The sequence below is a fragment of the Streptomyces sp. NPDC029292 genome (assembly GCF_055569295.1).
On sequence record NZ_JBVHXR010000001.1, the window covers coordinates 667,442 to 686,771 of the forward strand.

Consider the following 19,330-nt stretch of genomic DNA (forward strand, 5'->3'; position numbering starts at 1 on the left):
CGCTCTCAAAAACGCCCGCGCACCCCACTCCGTACCCGAAGAGGCACCCATGAGTGAAACTTCCGGCACACCTGTCAGACGCGGCCCCCTGCGGCGCGTGCTCATCGCTGTGTTCAGCACCCTCGGCCTGGCGGCCGCCGCGGCCACGGCCGCCACCCTGCCCGCGAACGCGTCCGCCCCCACACCCCCGTCCGGCTGGTCCCAGGTCTTCCTCGACGACTTCAACGGGGCCGCCGGATCCGGCGTCAACACCGCCAACTGGCAGTACGACACCGGCACCAGCTATCCGGGCGGCGCCGCCAACTGGGGCACCGGCGAGGTCGAGACGATGACCTCCAGCACGAACAACGTCGCACTCGACGGCAGCGGTAACCTGCTGATCACCCCGCGCCGCGACGCCTCCGGCAACTGGACCTCGGGCCGCATCGAGACCAACCGCACCGACTTCCAGCCACCCGCGGGCGGCAAGCTGCGCGTCGAGGCCCGGCTGCAGATGCCCAATGTGACCGGCGCCGCCGCCAAGGGCTACTGGCCCGCCTTCTGGATGCTCGGCGCGCCCTACCGCGGCAACTACCAGAACTGGCCCAGCGTCGGCGAGCTGGACATCATGGAGAACGTCCAGGGCCTCAACACCGAGTGGGCCACGATGCACTGCGGCACCAGCCCGGGCGGCCCGTGCAACGAGACCAGCGGCATCGGCGGAAACACGCCCTGCACCGGCACCACATGTCAGGCCGGCTTCCACACGTACGCCGCCGAGTGGGACAGGTCGACCAGCCCCGAGGAGATCCGCTTCTACCTCGACGGCGTCAACTTCCACACGGTGAAGGCGAATCAGGTCGACGCGACGACCTGGGCGAATGCCACCAACCACGGGTTCTTCGTCATCCTGAACGTGGCGATGGGCGGCGGCTTCCCGGACGCCTTCGGCGGCGGCCCGGACAGCGGCACGGAACCCGGCCACCCGCTGGTCGTGGACTACGTCCAGGTTCTTCAGTCCAATGGGAGCGGTACCACGCCTCCCCCGTCCGGCAACCGTGACGCCTACAGCGCGATCCAGGCCGAGTCGTACGACGCCCAGGCAGGCGTCGGCACCGAGACCACCACCGACACGGGCGGCGGCCAGAACATCAGCGCGCTCGCGAACGGCGACTACGCGCTCTACAAGGGCGTCAACTTCGGTTCCACTGCGGCCAAGCAGTTCTACAGCCGGGTCGCGAGCGGCGCGGCGGGTGGCGTCAGCGGACTGGTCGAGGTGCGCCTCGACAGCCGTACGAGTGCGCCGGTCGGCAGCTTCTCGTTGGCCAACACCGGCGGCTGGCAGTCCTGGAAGACGGTGCCCGCGAACATCACCTCCGTCACCGGCACTCACGACGTCTATCTCACCTTCACCAGCGGCCAGCCCGCTGACTTCGTGAACGTCAACTGGTTCGACTTCGGCCACTGACAAGGGAGTTGACCGATGGCCACACGCTCCCCGGCCAGGCCGAGTGCCACGCACCGAGGTCAGACGGCTGGTGACCGCCGTCCTGGCCACCCTCCTCACGGTGCTGGCACTCGGCCTGGCCGGGGCGGTACCCGCGAAGGCAGCCGCCGACTACACCCGGAGCGTCACCTCGACCGGCTCCGGCTCGGTCCGGATCGGGTCCCAGCCGACCACCCCCGCGTCGCTGGTCGACGTGCACCAGTCGTCGGTGCAGATCCTGGGCAACGCGAACCCACCGACCGGGCTGACGCTCGGCGTCGGCTGGTGATCTGCACGTAGTGGGTGATCTACAAGTAATGAAGGGGGGCGGGCCGGAAGGCCCGCCCCCCTTCAGCGCAGTTCCGCCCGAAAAGCGACCGGCGTCGTCCCGGTGTGCTGGTGGAAGAACTTGGAGAAGTTGGCGGAGTCGGGGAAGCCCACGGCGACGCCGATGCGGCCGATGGGCATCTCCGTGTGGGCGAGGAGGCGCTTGGCCTCCAGGATCACCCGCTTGTCGATGAAGCCCTTCGGGGTCTCGCCGGTGGCCGCGCGCACCGCGCGGACCAGGGTGCGGCGGGAGTAGCCGAGGGTGTCGGCGTACGCGCTGACGCTGTGGTTGGTGGCGAAGTCCTTCTCGACCGCGTCCCGGAAGCGGGTGAAGGTGGTGTCGGACCGTTCGTGCGCCGCCTCGGCGGAGCTCGCCGCGAGATGGGCGAGGCGCAGCAGGAACGCGGTCAGGGAGTGCCGCAGCACCGCCGTGTGCAGGCTGAGCGGCAGCGTGGTCGTGTCGACGTACTCGCGCTCCAGCTGGGCGAGCGAGTGCTCCAGGGCGGCCAGCCGGCCGGCGTCGGGGCGCAGCAGCGGGGGCAGGTCGTAGCGGTAGAGGCCGGTCGCCTCGACGGTCGCCCGCGGCAGGAAGCCGGGCTGCATGATCAGGACGGTGCCGCGGTAGTGGTCGGTGCTGGAGAATCGGTGCACCTGACCGGGGCGGATCCACAGGATGTCGCCCGCGGAGACCTCGTACTCGGCGAAGTCGATCATGTGCTTGACGGGGCCCTCGTGAAACAGCATCACGACGTGGAAGTCGATGCGGTGCACGCGCTCCAGGGGCGCGTCCGCGTGCCAGATGCGGCCCGTCCCCATCGCGCCGACCTGCATACCGACGCCGGAGAGGCTCAGGTCTACAGGGAAGGGGAAGGTCTTGATCCCGTCCTGGGACCCGCCTTCGCTCCCTGCACCGCCTTGGGTGGTTCTGTCTGCCATGTCCTTCTCACATCGGCTCGGTCCCGCACTCCGTGTCCCACTTTCACCGAAGGCTGACACACGGGCACCTTCCCCAGCAAAAGTCAGACTTTTAGTTTTGAAGGCGTTCCACCAGCGACAGCGCATTCAGTGAGGACTTCTTGAAGATGAGTACGCAGACCCCTGACGGCTTCGAATGGACCGAGCTCGACCGGCGAGCCGTCGACACCGCCCGTATCCTGGCCGCCGACGCCGTGCAGAAGGTCGGGAACGGTCACCCGGGCACCGCGATGAGCCTGGCCCCGGCCGCGTACACGATCTTTCAGAAGGTGATGCGTCACGACCCGGCCGACCCGGAGTGGACCGGCCGCGACCGCTTCGTCCTCTCCCCCGGCCATACCTCGCTGACCCTGTACACGCAGCTCTTCCTGTCCGGCTACGAGCTGGAGCTGGACGACCTGAAGGCGTTCCGTACGCACGGCTCGAAGACGCCGGGTCACCCCGAGTACGGGCACACCGCGGGCGTCGAGACGACGACCGGGCCGCTCGGCCAGGGTGTCGCCAACGCCGTGGGCATGGCGATGGCCGCCCGCTACGAGCGCGGCCTCTTCGACCCGGAGGCCCCTGAGGGCGCGTCCCCCTTCGACCACACCATCTGGGCGATCGTCTCGGACGGCGACCTGGAGGAGGGCATCTCCGCCGAGGCCTCCTCCCTCGCCGGCCACCAGAAGCTCGGCAACCTCGTCTTCGTCTACGACGACAACCACATCTCCATCGAGGGCGACACGGCGACGGCGTTCTCCGAGGACGTCCTCAAGCGGTACGAGGCATACGGCTGGCACGTCCAGCGGATCGAGCCCTCGCTCGGCGGTGACATCGACGTCCACGCGCTGTACGCGGCGCTCAAGACGGCGCAGGCCGAGACCGAGCGCCCCTCGATCATCGCGATGCGCACGATCATCGCCTGGCCCGCCCCGAACGCGCAGAACACCGAGGCCTCGCACGGCTCGGCGCTCGGCGCCGAGGAGATCGCGGCCACCAAGCGCCTTCTCGGCTTCGACCCCGAGCAGACCTTCCAGGTCGACGCCGACGTACTGGACCACGCCCGCGCCGCCCTCGACCGGGGCGCCGAGGCGCACGCCGCCTGGGACAAGCGGATCGGCGAGTGGCGTACCGCGCAGCCCGAGCGCGCGAAGCTCTTCGACCGTGTCGTGGCCGGTCAGCTCCCCGAGGGCTGGGAGTCCGCGCTGCCGGTCTTCGAGGCGGGCACGTCCGTCGCGACCCGCGCCGCCTCCGGCAAGGTCCTCCAGGCGCTCGGCGGTGTGCTCCCCGAGCTGTGGGGCGGCTCCGCCGACCTCGCGGGCTCGAACAACACGACCATCGACAAGACCTCGTCCTTCCTCCCGAAGGGCAACCCGCTGCCGGAGGCCGACCCGTACGGCCGCACCGTCCACTTCGGTATCCGCGAGCACTCGATGGCCGCCGAGATGAACGGCATCGCGCTGCACGGCAACACCCGCATCTACGGCGGCACGTTCCTGGTCTTCTCCGACTACATGCGCAACGCCGTACGCCTCTCCGCGCTGATGCAGCTCCCGGTGACGTACGTCTGGACGCACGACTCCATCGGCCTCGGCGAGGACGGTCCCACCCACCAGCCGGTCGAACACCTGGCCTCCCTGCGCGCGATCCCCGGTCTGAACATCGTCCGCCCGGCGGACGCCAACGAGACCGCGATCGCCTGGGCCGAGATCCTCAAGCGGCACGCCACGAACCCGGCACCGCACGGTCTGGCGCTCACCCGTCAGGGTGTGCCGACGTACCCCCTGAACGCCGATGCGGCGCGCGGCGGTTATGTCCTCCAGGACTCCTCGACCGAGACCCCCGACGTCGTCCTCGTCGCCACCGGCTCCGAGGTCCAGCTCGCCGTGGCCGCGCGCGAGCAGCTGGAGGCCGAGGGCGTCGGCACCCGTGTCGTGTCGATGCCGTCCGTCGAGTGGTTCGAGGAGCAGTCCCCGGAGTACCGCGCGAGCGTCCTTCCGCCCTCAGTGAAGGCCCGCGTGGCGGTCGAGGCGGGCATCGGCCTGACCTGGTACCGGTACGTCGGTGACGCAGGACGCATCGTTTCGCTCGAGCACTTCGGCGCCTCCGCCGATGCCAAGACCCTGTTCGCCGAGTTCGGTTTCACCGCCGAGAACGTCGCCGCCGCCGCGCGGGCTGTACTTAATTCAACTACGGGCCTCGCCGCCGCCCGCGGTTGATCCGACCGCACGAAGGAAGATGATCACTGTGACCGAAGCAACCGCGACCGCGGTAACCCTGAAGCGCCTCTCCGACGAAGGCGTCTCCATCTGGCTGGACGACCTCTCCCGCAAGCGGATCACCTCCGGCAACCTCGCCGAACTCATCGAGACCAAGCACGTGGTGGGCGTCACCACCAACCCCTCCATCTTCCAGGCCGCGATCGGCTCCGGAGAGGGTTACGAGGAGCAGCTGGCCGACCTCGCCGTGCGCGGCGTCACGGTCGACGAGGCCGTCCGCATGATGACCACGGCCGACGTCCGCGCCGCCGCCGACATCCTGCGCCCGGTGTACGACGCGACCGGCGGCCGCGACGGCCGGGTCTCCATCGAGGTCGACCCGCGCCTGGCCCACAACACCGCCGCCACGATCGCCGAGGCCAAGCAGCTCTCCTGGCTCGTCGACCGCCCGAACGTGATGATCAAGATTCCGGCGACGAAGGCCGGTCTCCCCGCGATCACCGAGGTCATCGGCCTCGGCATCAGCGTCAACGTCACGCTGATCTTCTCGCTGGAGCGCTACCGCGAGGTCATGGACGCCTACCTGGCCGGTCTGGAGAAGGCCCAGGCCGCGGGCATCGACCTCGTCACGATCCACTCCGTCGCCTCCTTCTTCGTCTCCCGCGTCGACAGCGAGATCGACAAGCGGCTCGCGAAGGTCGGTACGGACGAGGCGCTGGCCCTGAAGGGCAAGGCGGCGCTCGCCAATGCGCGGCTCGCCTACGAGGCGTACGAGGAGGTGTTCGCCTCTGGCGACCATTCGACACAGCCCTCCGACCGCTGGGCCGCCCTCGACAAGGCGCAGGCCAACAAGCAGCGTCCGCTGTGGGCCTCGACCGGCGTCAAGGACCCCGCGTACAAGGACACCCTGTACGTCGACGAGCTGGTCGCGCCGGGCACGGTCAACACCATGCCGGAGGCCACCCTCAACGCCACCGCCGACCACGGCGACATCCACGGCGACGCGGTGACCGGCGGCTACGCCCAGGCGCGCGCCGATCTGGAGGCCGTCGAGCGGCTCGGGGTCTCCTACGACGAGGTCGTCAAGCAGCTGGAGGACGAGGGTGTCTCGAAGTTCGAGGCGGCCTGGGGCGATCTGCTCGATGCTGTGGCGACCTCGCTCAGCAGCAAGGGAGTTGAGGGGGAATGAGTGAGGAACTTCCCGACAGCCCCGCGCAGGTTGCGTCCGCCGCGGCGGAGGGATCCGGTGACGCGGCCGTGGAACCGGGCGACGTGACGCCGCGGGCACTTGCCGAGGCGCTGGGCCTCCCGGCCGCCGGCTGGGACAACCCGCTGCGCGACCCCCGCGACCGCCGGCTCCCCCGGATCGCGGGCCCGTCCGGCCTCGTCATCTTCGGCGTCACCGGCGACCTGTCCCGCAAGAAGCTGATGCCCGCCGTCTACGACCTCGCCAACCGGGGTCTGCTCCCGCCGGGCTTCTCGCTCCTCGGGTTCGCCCGCCGCGAGTGGGAGGACCAGGACTTCGCGGAGGTCGTCCACGACTCGGTGCGCGAGCACTCCCGTACGGAGTTCCGCGAGGAGGTCTGGCAGCAGCTCGCCGAGGGCATGCGGTTCATCCCGGGCGACTTCGACGACGACTCGGCGTTCAAGCAACTGCGCGCGGCGGTCGACGAGTTGGACTCCTCCCGGGGCACCAGCGGCAACTACGCCTTCTACCTCTCCGTACCGCCGAAGTTCTTCCCGAAGGTCGTCCAGCAGCTCAAGAAGCACGGGCTCGCGGACGCTCCGGAGGGTTCCTGGCGGCGCGCGGTCATCGAGAAGCCGTTCGGCCACGACCTGGCGAGCGCGCGTGAGCTGAACGCGATCGTGCACGAGGTGTTCGACCCGGACCAGGTGTTCCGCATCGACCACTACCTCGGCAAGGAGACCGTCCAGAACATCCTGGCGCTGCGCTTCGCCAACCAGATGTACGAACCCATCTGGAACCGGTCGTACGTCGACCACGTCCAGATCACGATGGCCGAGGACATCGGCATCGGCGGCCGGGCGGGATACTACGACGGCATCGGTTCCGCGCGGGATGTGATCCAGAATCACCTCCTCCAGCTGATGGCGCTGACCGCCATGGAGGAGCCCGCCGCCTTCGACGCCGAGTCGCTGCTCACCGAGAAGCTCAAGGTCCTCAAGGCGGTCAAGCTGCCGGGGAACCTGGGCGAGCACACCGTGCGCGGGCAGTACGCGGCGAGCTGGCAGGGCGGCGAGCAGGTGCGCGGCTACCTCCAGGAGGACGGCATCGACGCCAAGTCGACGACCGACACCTACGCGGCCGTCAAGCTGGAGGTCGACAACCGCCGTTGGGCCGGAGTCCCCTTCTACCTGCGCACCGGCAAGCGCCTGGGCCGACGGGTGACGGAAATCGCGGTGGTCTTCCAGCGCGCCCCCCACTCCCCGTTCGACTCGACGGCCACCGAGGAGCTCGGCGCGAACGCGATCGTCATCCGCGTCCAGCCGGACGAGGGCATGACGGTGCGCTTCGGATCCAAGGTCCCGGGTACGTCGATGGAGATCCGGGACGTCACCATGGACTTCGCGTACGGCGAGTCGTTCACCCAGTCCAGCCCGGAGGCGTACGAACGACTGATCCTGGATGTCCTGCTCGGCGACGCCAATCTCTTCCCCCGTCACCAGGAGGTGGAAGAGTCCTGGAAGATCCTCGACCCGATCGAGGGGTACTGGGACACGCACGGCAAGCCGGCGCAGTATCCCTCGGGCAGCTGGGGTCCGAAGGAAGCCGACGAGATGCTCGCACGAGACGGACGGAGCTGGCGCAGGCCATGAAGATCGACCTGACCGACACCACGGCAAGCAAGATCAACAAGGCGCTCGTGCAGGGGCGCCGGGCCATCGGCACTCCCGCCGTGGGCATGGTCCTGACGATGGTCATCGTGACCGACGAGGAGAACGCGTACGACTCGATCAAGGCGGCCGAGGAGGCCTCGCGCGAGCACCCCTCGCGCACCCTGGTCGTCATCAAGCGGGTCGCCCGCACCCCGCGCGACCGCACGCACTCCCGCCTGGACGCGGAGGTGCGCGTCGGCTCGGACGCGGGCACCGGTGAGACGGTCGTGCTGCGGACGTACGGCGAGGTGTCCGACCACGCCGACTCCGTGGTGCTGCCGCTGCTGCTGCCCGACGCGCCGGTCGTCGTCTGGTGGCCGGTGGACGCGCCCGACGTCCCGGCCAAGGACCCGCTGGGCGCCCTCGCGCAGCGCCGGATCACCGACATGTACGCCGTCGAGACCCCGCTGCAGGCACTGGACGCCCGCGCCGCCTCGTACGCGCCCGGCGACACCGACCTGGCGTGGACCCGGCTGACGCCGTGGCGTTCGATGCTGGCCGCCGCGCTCGACCAGGCCCGTACGAAGGTGATCTCGGCGGCCGTCGAGAGCGAGGCCGAGAACCCGAGCGCCGAGCTGCTGGCCCGTTGGCTCGAAGCCCGGCTCGAGGTCCCGGTCGAACGTGTCGTCACCGCCGGTCCGGTCGTGACGGCCGTACGGCTCGGCACCGAGAACGGCGAGATCGTCATCGACCGCCCCGAGGGCCCGCTGGCCACGCTGTCCCTGCCCGGCCAGCCCTCCCGCACCCTCGCACTGAAGGTGCGCTCCACTTCCGAACTGATCGCCGAGGAGCTGCGGCGCCTCGACGCGGACGAGATGTACGCCATCGCCCTGCGGGGCGAGGGCACCAAGGAGACCCCCGGTCATGTCTGACTCCCCCAAGCTCACGCGGCGCCCGGAGTGGGTGGCCCTTGAGGACCACCGCGCGGGCGGGCTGCTGCACCCGCGGTTGCGTGAGCTGTTCGCCGCCGACCCCGCTCGTGCGGAGCGTTATGTCGTACGGGTCGGTGACCTGCTCATCGACTACTCCAAGCATCTGATCACGGACGAGACCCTCGCCCTGCTCCAGGAACTGGCCACCGCCACCGACGTGTTCGGGCTGCGGGACGCGATGTTCCGCGGCGAGCGGATCAACGTCACCGAGGACCGCGCGGTGCTGCACACCGCGCTGCGCGCCCCGCGGGACGCCGTGATCGAGGTGGACGGGGAGAACGTCGTCCCGGCCGTGCACGCCGTGCTCGACAAGATGGCCGACTTCGCGGGCCGGGTCCGCTCGGGCGAGTGGACCGGCCACACCGGCAAGCGCATCAAGAACGTCGTCAACATCGGCATCGGCGGCTCGGACCTCGGTCCGGCGATGGCGTACGAGGCACTGCGGGCCTTCACCGACCGTTCCCTGACCGTCCGGTTCGTGTCCAACGTCGACGGCGCCGACCTGCACGAAGCCGTCCACGGCCTCGACCCGGCCGAGACGCTGTTCATCGTCGCGTCCAAGACCTTCACCACCATCGAGACCATCACCAACGCCACCTCGGCGCGTTCCTGGCTGCTGGCGGGGCTCGAGGATGGGGGCACCTCCCGCTCGAGCGAAGTCGGGAGTGGGGGAGAGAAGGCGGTCGCCAAGCACTTCGTGGCGCTGTCGACGAACGCCGGGAAGGTGTCGGACTTCGGCATCGACACGGCCAACATGTTCGAGTTCTGGGACTGGGTCGGCGGACGCTACTCGTACGACTCGGCGATCGGTCTGTCGCTGATGATCGCCATCGGTCCGGACCGGTTCCGCGAGATGCTGGACGGGTTCCATCTCGTCGACGAGCACTTCCGCACGGCGCCCGCCGAGGCCAACGCGCCGTTGCTGCTGGGCCTGTTGGGCGTCTGGTACGGCAACTTCTTCGACGCCCAGTCGCACGCCGTGCTGCCGTACTCGCACTACCTGTCCAAGTTCACCGCGTACTTGCAGCAGCTGGACATGGAGTCCAACGGCAAGTCGGTGGACCGGGACGGGCATCCCGTGGAGTGGCAGACCGGGCCGGTGGTGTGGGGCACGCCCGGCACCAACGGGCAGCACGCCTACTACCAGCTCATCCACCAGGGCACGAAGTTGATCCCGGCCGACTTCATCGGCTTCGTCAACCCGGTCGACGAACTGAGTGACGAACTCAAGGCCCAGCACGACCTGTTGATGGCGAACTTCTTCGCGCAGACGCAGGCGCTGGCCTTCGGCAAGACGCCGGACGAGGTGCGCGCCGAGGGGGTGCCCGAGGAGCTGGTGCCGCACAAGACGTTCAAGGGCAACCACCCGACGACCACGATCCTGGCGAGCGAGCTCACGCCCTCCGTGCTCGGCCAGCTGATCGCCCTGTACGAGCACAAGGTGTTCGTCCAGGGCGCGATCTGGAACATCGACTCCTTCGACCAGTGGGGCGTCGAGCTCGGCAAGGTGCTCGCCAAGCGCGTCGAGCCCGCGCTCACTCAAGGCGCGGACGTACCCGGTCTCGACCCCTCCACCACCGCCCTCGTGGCCGCCTACCGCACTCTCCGGAAGAAGTGAACTGATATGCAGCTCGGACTCATCGGCCTCGGCAAGATGGGCGGCAACATGCGCGAGCGCATACGCCGCGCGGGCCACACCGTCGTCGGCTACGACCGCAACCCGGACCTCGCCGACGTGAACAGCCTCGCCGAACTCGTCGGCAAGCTCGAAGGCCCGCGTGTGGTCTGGGTGATGGTGCCCGCGGGCGCCCCCACCCAGTCCGTCATCGACGAACTCGGCGACCTGCTGGAGCCCGGCGACACCGTCGTCGACGGCGGCAACTCCCGCTGGACGGACGACGAGAAGCACGCCGAGGAACTGGCGGCCAAGGGCATCGGCTTCGTCGACGCGGGCGTCTCGGGCGGCGTGTGGGGCCTGCAGAACGGCTACGCCCTCATGGTCGGCGGCGACGCCGAGCACATCGCGAAGGTCCAGCCGGTCTTCGACGCGCTCAAGCCCGAGGGCGACTTCGGCTTCGTCCATGCGGGCAAGGTCGGCGCCGGGCACTTCTCGAAGATGGTCCACAACGGCATCGAGTACGCCATGATGCAGGCCTACGCCGAGGGCTGGGAGCTCCTGGAGAAGGTCGACTCCGTCACCGACGTGCGCGAGGTCTTCCGCTCCTGGCAGGAGGGCACGGTCATCCGCTCCTGGCTCCTGGACCTCGCCGTCAACGCCCTGGACGACGACGAGCACCTGGACAAGCTGCGCGGACGCGCGGACGACTCCGGCGAGGGCCGCTGGACCGTCGAGGCGGCCATCGACAACGCGGTGCCGCTGCCCGCGATCACCGCGTCGCTGTTCGCGCGGTTCGCCTCCCGCCAGGACGACTCACCGCAGATGAAGATGATCGCGGCGCTGCGCAACCAGTTCGGCGGCCACGCCGTCGAGTCCGCGAAGTAACGGCCATGGGCGACCTCCTGTTGGTCCGCCACGGCGAAACCGAATGGAGCGTGTCGGGACAGCACACCAGCTGGACCGACCTGCCCCTCACCCAGCACGGCGAGGAACAGGCCAAGTCCCTCGCCCCGCTGCTCGCCGGACGGACCTTCGCCCTCGCGCTCACCAGCCCGCTCGGCCGCGCGATCCGTACCGCCGAACTCGCGGGCCTGTACGGGGCCGTACCCGATCCCGATCTGCACGAGTGGGACTACGGCGCGTACGAAGGTGTCACGACCGTCGAGATACACCGCTCCCGGCCCGACTGGTATCTGTGGAACGACGGGGTGCCGCCCGGTCCGGCCGGGCATCCGGGCGAGTCTCCGACGGAGGTGGGACAGCGCGCCGACCGCGTGCTGGCCCGCATCGAGTCGGCGCTCGGCAGTGGCGACGTGATCCTCGTGGCGCACGCGCACTTCCTGCGCGTGCTCACGGCGCGCCGTCTCGGGCTTCCCGCCGCGGACGGGCGGCTGTTCCAGCTCGCGACGGGGACGGTGAGCCGGCTCTCCACCGAGCACGGACGGCCCGTGATCGCCGAGTGGAACGCCACGGGATCCTCCGCGGCCTTCCACTAGAGCGCACGTCGGCCCCGGCTACAGCACGTCTCCGAACTCGCTCAACACCCCGGGTGGAGCGAGTGCGTTGACGTAGTGGCCGGGGCCGTGGTCGTCGAAGGAGTACTTGAAGGGGATGGTGCGGGTCAGCGCGAGCCGGGTGGCGAAGAAGGCGAGGGGTGCCACCACGGCGAGGCCCGCGAGGCTGTCCATCTGCGGGTAGTGCAGGCCCGGTTCGGTGTTCTCGCTCCAGCCGTCCTCGCGTGCGCGCAGCAGCGGACGCAGCGACCGCCGCACCGACTCGGTGACGCGGACGCCCACTTCGCCCCAGCCCGCCAGCGGCCGGCTCGCCATGGTGCGCAGCATGTCGCCCGGCAGCGAGACCGCCTCGATCGCCGAGTCGGCCGCGAAGGTGAGCGCCGCGTCCATCGGCGCGCGCGGCCTGCGGTAGTGGAACTCCCGGCCGAACGGCGCGTAAGGGCCGACCGGCCGGGGCGGCAGCGCCGGAACGACATCGCGATCGAAGATGTAGCGGATCAGCCGGTCGCGCAGCAGATGCACACCATGGGGGCCGATCGAGTCTGCGCAGGCCTCGGCGAAGTCGGGGCCGCCGACCATGGGCTGCCCGAAGGTGTAGACGGCCTTCAGCTTCTCCGCGATGCGCCGGTAGCGGGGCTCGTGGGCCAGTACGACGCCCATCAGTGCGGCCATCGCGCCGCCGAGGCTGTGACCGGTGATGTACAGCGCCTCCAGGCCGCCGCCCCGGGTGCCCTCCTCGCCGGGGATCACCGACTCGCCGCGCAGGGCGCGCTCCAGGGCCTCGATGATCAGGTGGCGGGTGGCGCGGATGTTGCGGTAGAAGCCCGCGTGGACCTCGTAGCGTCGTCCCTCCAGTTCCACGGAGAGCATCTCGGGCCGTACGTCGGCGTCGGTGAGGATGCTGATGATGTCCTCGGGCTGGGTGCCCCGGTAGCAGAGGATCGCGACCCTGCGGTCCTTGTCCTGGACCAGATACGCGGCCGAGGCGATGTACATCGCGTCCACGCGCTGCTCGAACACCCGGCAGTTGTTCTCTTCCAGGCCGAGCCGCGCCATGATCATGGCGACGGTCTCCGGGTCGCCCTGCTGGGCGAATCCGGCGTAGGAGTAGGCCGCGCAGGTCGCCAGCGCGTGCGGAATGATCCCGTCGGGATCGGGCTGCGCCTTGTCCTCCACCAGGCGTTCCACCAGGTCGGGGTAGACCGGGAAGCCATTCGGCTCACTGTCCGGCTTGCACGGCCGCAGCTCGGCGAAGCTGGGCCCCTTGACGTAGGTGTCCCGCATGATCGGACCTCCCCGGATCGTCCGCGGGTGGTGAGCACACCACCGCGGCCCGGACCCGTCAACCGAGAAGCCGTCGTTCCCCGGCCAACCCGGTGGGGCTCCCGTGGGGCTGTTGGGGAGCTGAGACGTTCGCGGGGGCGTGTTGTCGGACGCCGTGGACGCGCTCATCGCCGCCAAGTTCGGCACCGGCGGCACGTACTCCGACAAGGACGTCTTCGCGCGGATCTACGAGGAGGACGACGGGCAGCGCTGTCTCGCCGAGGCCAGCGAGTACGACGAGCGGGTCATCGACTGCGCCCGGGACATCTGCGAGTACATCATCCGCACGCACCGCCGTTTCCCGGCGCACACGGACGCGATCCACGTCCCGGGCATCTGGCTCCAGGCACACCATGTGGAGGGCGAGTACTACGACCGGTTCTTCGTGAACGGGCTGACGGGGGCGCACCGGCGGCACACCGGACTCTGGGCCGGTTGAAACGCCGGGGATGCCACGGGCGCGGCACGGATGAGGTGACGAGGGAAGCAGGCTCACCTCCCGCGTGACGGCTTCCTGCGCCACTTCGCCCACTCCTTCTCCGCGTCACCGGTGTAGGACCAGGGAGTCCGGGTGGCGCGGTTGCCCAGCAGGCGGAAGAGCGAGGCGGCGATGTCGGGCAGTCCGGCGTAGCAGGCCGCGTGCGTCAGGTGGTTGAGGTCGCGCACCTCCCCGGGTGTCACGGGGCCGTCCGGGCGTGCCGTGATCCAGCGCTGCCAGGTGCGTCGTACGTCGCTGACGGCGGCGTCGTGGTTCCAGTGCTGGCCGAGCCCGACGACGGCGTCCCGCTGTCCCATCGCCCCGTCGAGGATGTAGCGGTACTCCTCGACGCGGGCGAACTGCACCAGGACGGGCAGCGCGCAGCCGGGCGGTGCCACGCCGGCCGCGTCGCGGGCGAAGTCGTACATGAGGCCGTGTGTGCCGTGCCAGCGCGACGAGTAGTAGTGCAGGATCTGCAGGTGCCCCTCCATGCTGTACGGATCACGCGCGTGCAGCTCGTCCCACCAGCGGCCCAGTTCCCGGCGGCGCACCCCGGTGGAATAGAGCCGGGCGACCGAGATGAGGGAGATCCAGGGCGTGGGGTCCTCGGGATCCGCCTCGGCGGCCTGGAGGCAGGCCATCACCGCCCGGTCGACGCGGTGCTGGTCGATGGGCACGCCCCGGCCCGCCGCGATGGCCAGGTTGAAGGCCCTGGCCACATCGGTCGCGGCCCGCAGCATCAGGGCGTCGGCGCTGCGGGGTTCGGCGGCCAGCCAGGACTCGACCGTCGAGTTGCCCGCGCAGGCCTGCGCGAGCAGCCGTATCCGGTGGCTGCGCACGGACCAGTCGGCGCCGGTGGCGCGCAGCAGCTCGCGCAGGCCCTGCCAGCGGCCGATGACGATGTCCTGGCGGGCGGAGGTGAGGGGCGCGTCCCCGCAGTCGGGGTCGAAGTCGGGGGTGAAGCGGTCGCCCGCCATCGGGTCCCTCTCAGAAGTCGGTGGGGAGACCCTCGTGGACGCGGGACCGTTCGGTCGCCGCCGCGGCGGCGTAGCCGTCGGGGATGTAGTCGGTCTCGACGACCTGGGTGGCATCGAGCTTCGCAGGGCGGTAGTAGTCGCTGCCCTGCTTCCAGTACCAGAGCATCGGGATCAGGCCGACGGCGATCCCGCCGATGCCGATCGCGATCGACGCGTCGCTGAGGTCGCTCAGCGACTCGAAGAAGATCCAGAACATGAACAGGGCGCCGAGGAACGGCCACAGCCCGCCGAAGACGAAGTTGCCCGGGGACTTCAGCAGCATCTTGCGGTAGGCGACGACGACCGCGATGCCGGCCAGGCCGTAGTAGACGGCGATCTGGAGGCCGATCGCGGCGATGGCGTCGGAGAGGATGTCGCCGACCGAGCCGAGGGCGTTGGAGGTCACGAACATCACCAGGGCCACCGCGCCGACCACGACGATGGCGACCCACGGGGTGTTCCACTTGCGGTGCACCCGGCCGAGCGCGGTCGGCATCGTACGGTCGCGGCCCATGGCGAACAGCGAGCGGGTGACCTGGATGAGCGTGGTCTCCAGGGTGGCGATGGTGGACAGCATCACGGCGACGATGAGCAGCTTGCCGCCCCAGCCGGGCCAGATCTCCTCGCCCAGCACGCCCAGGACGTTGGCGTCGTTGTCCTGGATCTGCTTGTCGCTGAGGATGACGTTCACCGCGATGGTGAACACCTCGAAGAGCAGGAAGACGATGCCCACGCCGATCAGGCCCGCGAGGCCCGTGGTGCGGCGGCTGTCGCGGGTCTCCTCGCTGAGGTTGCTGGTGACGTCCCAGCCCCAGTAGTAGAAGGCGGCGATGAGCGCGCCGGAGGCGAACCCGCTCACGCCGTCGAAGTGGCTGAAGCCGAGCCAGGACCACTCGAAGGACCGGGCGTTGCCGCTGTGGAACAGCGCGCCGATCGCGAAGACGCCCAGGATGGCCAGTTCCACACCGGACATGACGAGCTGCGCGCGGACGGTGAGCCGGGCGCCGCCGAGCACCACCAGCAGCATGACCAGGAACCAGCCCGCGCCGACCGCGGTGGACAGGGCCGTGTTGTCCGCGAGCCCTTCGTCGAAGAGGGCGAGCGTCATCGAGCCCGCGGGCAGCGAACCGGCGACCATGAAGATGGTCGCGGAGATGACCAGGGCCCAGCCGCTGATGAAGCCGAGGAAGGGGTGGAGCGTGCGGCCGACCCAGGAGTAGCTGGCGCCCGCGTTGACGTCGATCCGGCCGAGGTAGCTGAACGCCAGCGCGATGCCCAGCATGGGTATCGCGCAGTACAGCAGCGCCGCGGGGCTGGCCAGGCCCACCGCGGCGACGAGGACCGCGGTGGTCGCCGCGAGGGAGTACGCGGGAGCACTGCCCGCGACCGCCATGACGACCGTGTCGAACGTACCGAGAGCATTGGCCTGAAGCCCTCTGCCCCTGTTGTTGCTCATGGTTGCGCTGCTTTCCGTCCTGCACGACGCGCGGGCGGGCAGGCCCGGCGAGGTGTGTAGCGGGGGGTGTGAGGGTCGAAACGCCGTACAGCCGCCGCCATCGGTAGACGGTCGCTCCGCAGGTGGTGTGATGATAGCGGCGGGAGTTGCGCTTTCAACGTCAACCGGCGGTTAATTTGCGCCTGGTGAGCCGCCATTTTTCGCGCGCTGGTGCGGCCTTCGGGCGAGCGGTGGGACGACACAGTCGATGAGGCGGGGCCTGGCTCGGCGACGGTTCGGCAGGGCAACGCGGTGAACTCCTGTGCGGTGGCTGCCTGTTGAGCCGGTACGCCCATGGCTGAGAGCCGAGTGCGCGCGGTTGTCGAGCTGCTTTCCGCCGAGATTCATTGACATGAACCTGCACGAACGGCCACCCTCTCTGCTTGAACATGCACGATCAGACGCCGTTTCAAGCACCTGCAAACACCACACTGCCGGTTTGAGTGGAGATGCGTACCGTGCGAAGACTCCGACACCGTTCCTGGGCCATGGCGGGGCTCGCCACCGCCCTGGCCGTCACCGTGCTGAGCGCCCCGGCGCGGCCCGCGCTCGCGGCGACCCCGGCGAGCGCCGTCCTCGACGACACCCACCAGAGCGTCACCTGGCAGAGCCCCGTCTACGCCAAGGGCACGCTGGGCGGCACCGAGAGCTGTCCGTCCGCCGCCGACGACCCGGACAGCAAGGTCTGCGACCGCTTCGACGTGAACGTCTCGGTCCCGGACGGGTACTGGGCCGACAACCCCGAGGGCGGCGTACCGATCTCGATCCAGTGGCAGAAGCCCACCGACGACTTCGACCTGTACATCTACGACGCCACGGGCAAGCAGGTCGCCTCCAGCGCGGGCACCGCCGACCCCGAGGCGACGGTGATCCCGAACGCGTCGGGGACGTACCACGTGCTGGTCGTGCCGTACGACGTGCACGACAACTCCTACACCGGGAAGGCGTATCTCCCGGAGACGACGGACGCGGGCGACCTGACCGCCTTCAGCGGCGGCGACGGCAGCTACACCATCGCGGCCGGAGAACTCAAGGCGAAGGCCGACTTCCTGACGGGTGGGCAACTGCGCCTTCAGGCCGACCCGTCCGGTTCGCTCACCGACCCGGCGGGCACGGCCATCGTGCGCGAGCGGCCCGCCCTCCAGAAGCACACCACCTCCTTCGACGCGGGCGCGTACTACGGCATCCGCTCCCCCGACGCCGTCCTGCGCGTCTACAAGAAGCCGCTGCGCTTCGGCCTCTACCAGGCCGACAACCGCACCCCCATCTGGCAGGAGGACAAGCCGCTGCGCTGGTCCACCAGCGGGATGCGGCAGAGCCTGGAGCGCGGCGCGGACGAGCAGTTCTTCGGCGGCGGCGAGCAGAACGGCAGCTTCGCGCACAGAGATCAGACGATGTATGTGGCCAACAACTTCAACTGGAACGAGGGCGGGTACAACAACTCGCAGCCCTTCTACCTCTCCAGCGCGGGCTACGGCGTCTTCCGCAACACCTTCGCGCCGGGCGTCTACGACTTCGGCTCACCGGTGCGCACCGGGCAGCAGGAACGCCGGCTGGACGCCTACTACTTCATCGGTGACGCGAAGAAGGTGATCGGCAAGTACACCGCGCTGGTGGGCAAGCCGTTCATGCCGCCGGTGTACGGGCTCGAACCGGGCGACTCCGACTGCTACCTGCACAACGCCAACCGCGGCGAACGGCACACCCTCGACGCGCTGAAGATCGCCGACGGGTACACCGAGCACGACATGCCGCTGGGCTGGATGCTCGTCAACGACGGCTACGGCTGCGGTTACGAGAACCTCGCCGAGACCGCGAAGGGCCTTCAGGACCACAACGCCCAGCTCGGCCTGTGGACCCAGGACGGCATCGACAAGCTCGCCGACCAGGTGAAGGCGGGCCAGCGCGTGGCCAAGCTGGACGTGGCCTGGGTGGGCAACGGCTACGGCTTCGCGCTCGACGCCTGCGACAAGGCCAAGTCGGGCATCGAGGAGAACAGCGACGCCCGGGGCTTCGTCTGGCTCCCGGTGTCGTGGGCGGGTGCCCAGCGCTGCGGCGTCCTGTGGAGCGGCGACCAGAAGCTGTCCTGGGACTACATCCGCTGGCAGATCCCGACGTACGCCGGAGCCACCATGTCCGGCATCGCCTACAACACCGGTGACGTGGGTTCCATCTACCGCCACGACCCCAAGATGTACGCCCGCGACCTCCAGTGGAAGGCGTTCCTGCCCGCCATCATGACCATGGACGGCTGGGCCTCCGACGTCACCACGGGCAAGCCCGCCGACCAGCAGCCCTGGCTGGACGGCGAGCCGTACACCTCCATCAACCGCAAGTACCTCCAGCTCAAGGAGCGCCTGCTCCCGTACATGTACACGCTGTCCGCCGAGGCGACGAAGACGGGCGTGGGCGCCGTACGCCCGCTGTGGCTGGAGTATCCGGACGACCTGAGCACCTTGGGCGCGAACGCCACGTACGAGTTCCTCGTCGGCCCGGATTTCCTCGTCGCCCCGGTCTACGAGGACTCCGACACCCGCGACGGCATCTACCTCCCCAAGGGCACCTGGACCGACTACTGGACGGGCCGCACCTACCAGGGCCCGACGACGGTGAACGGCTACCACGCGCCGCTCGACACCCTCCCCCTCTTCGTGAAGAGCGGCGCGATCGTCCCCATGTGGCCCAAGGGAACGACCAGTTGGCAGACCCGTGACCGGCACGAGCTGGACTGGGACCTGTACCCGAAGGGCGACAGCGACTACACGCTGTACGAGGACGACGGCGTGACCCGGCACTTCACGCAGGGCGCTTCGGCGACCCAGCGGGTGACGGTCAGCGCGCGTTCGGGCGCGACCGAGGTCAAGGTGGGTGCGAGCAGGGGCAGTTATCAGGACAAGCCCGCGTCACGCTCGTACCGCTTCACCGTGCACGGCGAGTCGGCTCCCCGGCAGGTACTCCTGAACGGGCGCCCGCTGCCGAGGAGTTCCTGGTCCTACGACCCGGACACCGCGGTGACGACGGTCGAGACCCCCGGCCTCACCCTGGACCGGGCGTTCTCCGTGCGACTCGTGCGGTAACCTCGCGCGGC

Annotated in this window: 15 protein-coding genes; 11 read left to right on the forward strand and 4 right to left on the reverse strand. The window is 69.5% G+C overall.

Going from position 1 to position 19,330, the window contains the following annotated elements; translation table 11 throughout:
• The first annotated feature begins 49 nt into the window (after nt 1–49).
• On the forward strand, nt 50–1,447 hold the full coding sequence (locus ACZ4WS_RS03080; protein ID WP_467976578.1) for a glycoside hydrolase family 16 protein: 1,398 nt from the start codon (nt 50–52) through the stop codon (nt 1,445–1,447).
• Nucleotides 1,448–1,517: 70 nt separating this feature from the next.
• Entirely contained in the window at nt 1,518–1,754 is a 237-nt protein-coding gene (locus tag ACZ4WS_RS03085) for a hypothetical protein (protein WP_467976579.1), read from the forward strand.
• A 62-nt stretch (nt 1,755–1,816) separates the two neighbouring features.
• On the opposite strand, the gene ACZ4WS_RS03090 is transcribed toward ACZ4WS_RS03085, so the two are convergent.
• Nucleotides 1,817–2,728 carry a helix-turn-helix domain-containing protein gene (locus ACZ4WS_RS03090; protein WP_467976581.1) on the reverse strand — a complete coding sequence of 304 codons (912 nt, stop codon included), beginning with the start codon at nt 2,726–2,728 and terminating at the stop codon, nt 1,817–1,819.
• Nucleotides 2,729–2,874: 146 nt separating this feature from the next.
• Between ACZ4WS_RS03090 and tkt the strand changes: the two genes are divergently transcribed.
• From tkt to ACZ4WS_RS03125, 7 genes are read left to right on the forward strand one after another with little or no spacing between them, the layout of a single operon-like run.
• A complete protein-coding gene (gene tkt / locus ACZ4WS_RS03095) occupies nt 2,875–4,968 on the forward strand; it encodes a transketolase (protein WP_467976582.1) in 2,094 nt (697 codons plus the stop codon).
• 19 nt (nt 4,969–4,987) lie between these two features.
• Nucleotides 4,988–6,157 (forward strand): transaldolase, encoded by a 1,170-nt coding sequence (gene tal / locus ACZ4WS_RS03100; RefSeq protein ID WP_467976584.1) that lies wholly within the window; start codon nt 4,988–4,990, stop codon nt 6,155–6,157.
• Nucleotides 6,154–7,806 carry a glucose-6-phosphate dehydrogenase gene (gene zwf, locus ACZ4WS_RS03105; protein WP_467976586.1) on the forward strand — a complete coding sequence of 551 codons (1,653 nt, stop codon included), beginning with the start codon at nt 6,154–6,156 and terminating at the stop codon, nt 7,804–7,806. The genes tal and zwf overlap by 4 nt, the downstream gene beginning before the upstream one ends.
• The gene (gene opcA / locus ACZ4WS_RS03110) at nt 7,803–8,738 is read left to right on the forward strand and encodes a glucose-6-phosphate dehydrogenase assembly protein OpcA (protein ID WP_467976588.1); all 936 of its coding nucleotides are present in this window, start codon (nt 7,803–7,805) and stop codon (nt 8,736–8,738) included. The genes zwf and opcA overlap by 4 nt, the downstream gene beginning before the upstream one ends.
• Nucleotides 8,731–10,416, forward strand: a complete 1,686-nt coding sequence (gene pgi, locus ACZ4WS_RS03115; RefSeq protein WP_467976590.1) for a glucose-6-phosphate isomerase — start codon at nt 8,731–8,733, stop codon at nt 10,414–10,416. The genes opcA and pgi overlap by 8 nt, the downstream gene beginning before the upstream one ends.
• A 6-nt stretch (nt 10,417–10,422) precedes the next feature.
• Nucleotides 10,423–11,301, forward strand: a complete 879-nt coding sequence (gnd, locus tag ACZ4WS_RS03120; RefSeq protein WP_467976592.1) for a phosphogluconate dehydrogenase (NAD(+)-dependent, decarboxylating) — start codon at nt 10,423–10,425, stop codon at nt 11,299–11,301.
• Between the two features lie 5 nt (nt 11,302–11,306).
• Nucleotides 11,307–11,912: a histidine phosphatase family protein gene (locus ACZ4WS_RS03125; protein ID WP_467976593.1), complete on the forward strand. Its 606-nt coding sequence runs from the start codon at nt 11,307–11,309 to the stop codon at nt 11,910–11,912.
• 18 nt (nt 11,913–11,930) lie between these two features.
• Here ACZ4WS_RS03125 and ACZ4WS_RS03130 read toward each other — a convergent pair whose 3' ends face one another.
• Nucleotides 11,931–13,214, reverse strand: coding sequence for a lipase family protein (locus ACZ4WS_RS03130; protein ID WP_467976595.1), 1,284 nt, complete (start codon nt 13,212–13,214; stop codon nt 11,931–11,933).
• 139 nt (nt 13,215–13,353) lie between these two features.
• Here ACZ4WS_RS03130 and ACZ4WS_RS03135 point away from each other — a divergent pair, with 139 nt between their 5' ends.
• Nucleotides 13,354–13,692 carry a hypothetical protein gene (locus ACZ4WS_RS03135; protein WP_467976597.1) on the forward strand — a complete coding sequence of 113 codons (339 nt, stop codon included), beginning with the start codon at nt 13,354–13,356 and terminating at the stop codon, nt 13,690–13,692.
• Between the two features lie 53 nt (nt 13,693–13,745).
• Here the strand turns inward: ACZ4WS_RS03135 and ACZ4WS_RS03140 are convergent, their stop codons facing one another.
• Both ACZ4WS_RS03140 and ACZ4WS_RS03145 read right to left on the reverse strand, forming a co-directional pair.
• The gene (locus ACZ4WS_RS03140; protein WP_467976599.1) at nt 13,746–14,708 is read right to left on the reverse strand and encodes a hypothetical protein; all 963 of its coding nucleotides are present in this window, start codon (nt 14,706–14,708) and stop codon (nt 13,746–13,748) included.
• A gap of 10 nt (nt 14,709–14,718) precedes the next feature.
• Nucleotides 14,719–16,203, reverse strand: coding sequence for an APC family permease (locus ACZ4WS_RS03145; protein WP_467976601.1), 1,485 nt, complete (start codon nt 16,201–16,203; stop codon nt 14,719–14,721).
• Between the two features lie 497 nt (nt 16,204–16,700).
• On the opposite strand from ACZ4WS_RS03145, the gene ACZ4WS_RS03150 reads away from it, so the two are divergent.
• On the forward strand, nt 16,701–19,319 hold the full coding sequence (locus tag ACZ4WS_RS03150; protein ID WP_467976603.1) for a glycoside hydrolase family 31 protein: 2,619 nt from the start codon (nt 16,701–16,703) through the stop codon (nt 19,317–19,319).
• Nucleotides 19,320–19,330: the final 11 nt, after the last annotated feature.

Excerpts from the sequence above, each read along its gene's own strand:
- ACZ4WS_RS03090 (WP_467976581.1), bottom strand. The coding sequence starts at position 2,728 with ATGGCAGACAGAACCACCCAAGGCGGTGCAGGGAGCGAAGGCGGGTCC.
- opcA (WP_467976588.1), top strand. The coding sequence starts at position 7,803 with ATGAAGATCGACCTGACCGACACCACGGCAAGCAAGATCAACAAGGCG.
- pgi (WP_467976590.1), top strand. The coding sequence starts at position 8,731 with ATGTCTGACTCCCCCAAGCTCACGCGGCGCCCGGAGTGGGTGGCCCTT.
- zwf (WP_467976586.1), top strand. The coding sequence starts at position 6,154 with ATGAGTGAGGAACTTCCCGACAGCCCCGCGCAGGTTGCGTCCGCCGCG.
- ACZ4WS_RS03125 (WP_467976593.1), top strand. The coding sequence starts at position 11,307 with ATGGGCGACCTCCTGTTGGTCCGCCACGGCGAAACCGAATGGAGCGTG.
- tkt (WP_467976582.1), top strand. The coding sequence starts at position 2,875 with ATGAGTACGCAGACCCCTGACGGCTTCGAATGGACCGAGCTCGACCGG.
- ACZ4WS_RS03080 (WP_467976578.1), top strand. The coding sequence starts at position 50 with ATGAGTGAAACTTCCGGCACACCTGTCAGACGCGGCCCCCTGCGGCGC.
- gnd (WP_467976592.1), top strand. The coding sequence starts at position 10,423 with ATGCAGCTCGGACTCATCGGCCTCGGCAAGATGGGCGGCAACATGCGC.
- ACZ4WS_RS03145 (WP_467976601.1), bottom strand. The coding sequence starts at position 16,203 with ATGAGCAACAACAGGGGCAGAGGGCTTCAGGCCAATGCTCTCGGTACG.
- ACZ4WS_RS03130 (WP_467976595.1), bottom strand. The coding sequence starts at position 13,214 with ATGCGGGACACCTACGTCAAGGGGCCCAGCTTCGCCGAGCTGCGGCCG.
- ACZ4WS_RS03140 (WP_467976599.1), bottom strand. The coding sequence starts at position 14,708 with ATGGCGGGCGACCGCTTCACCCCCGACTTCGACCCCGACTGCGGGGAC.
- tal (WP_467976584.1), top strand. The coding sequence starts at position 4,988 with ATGATCACTGTGACCGAAGCAACCGCGACCGCGGTAACCCTGAAGCGC.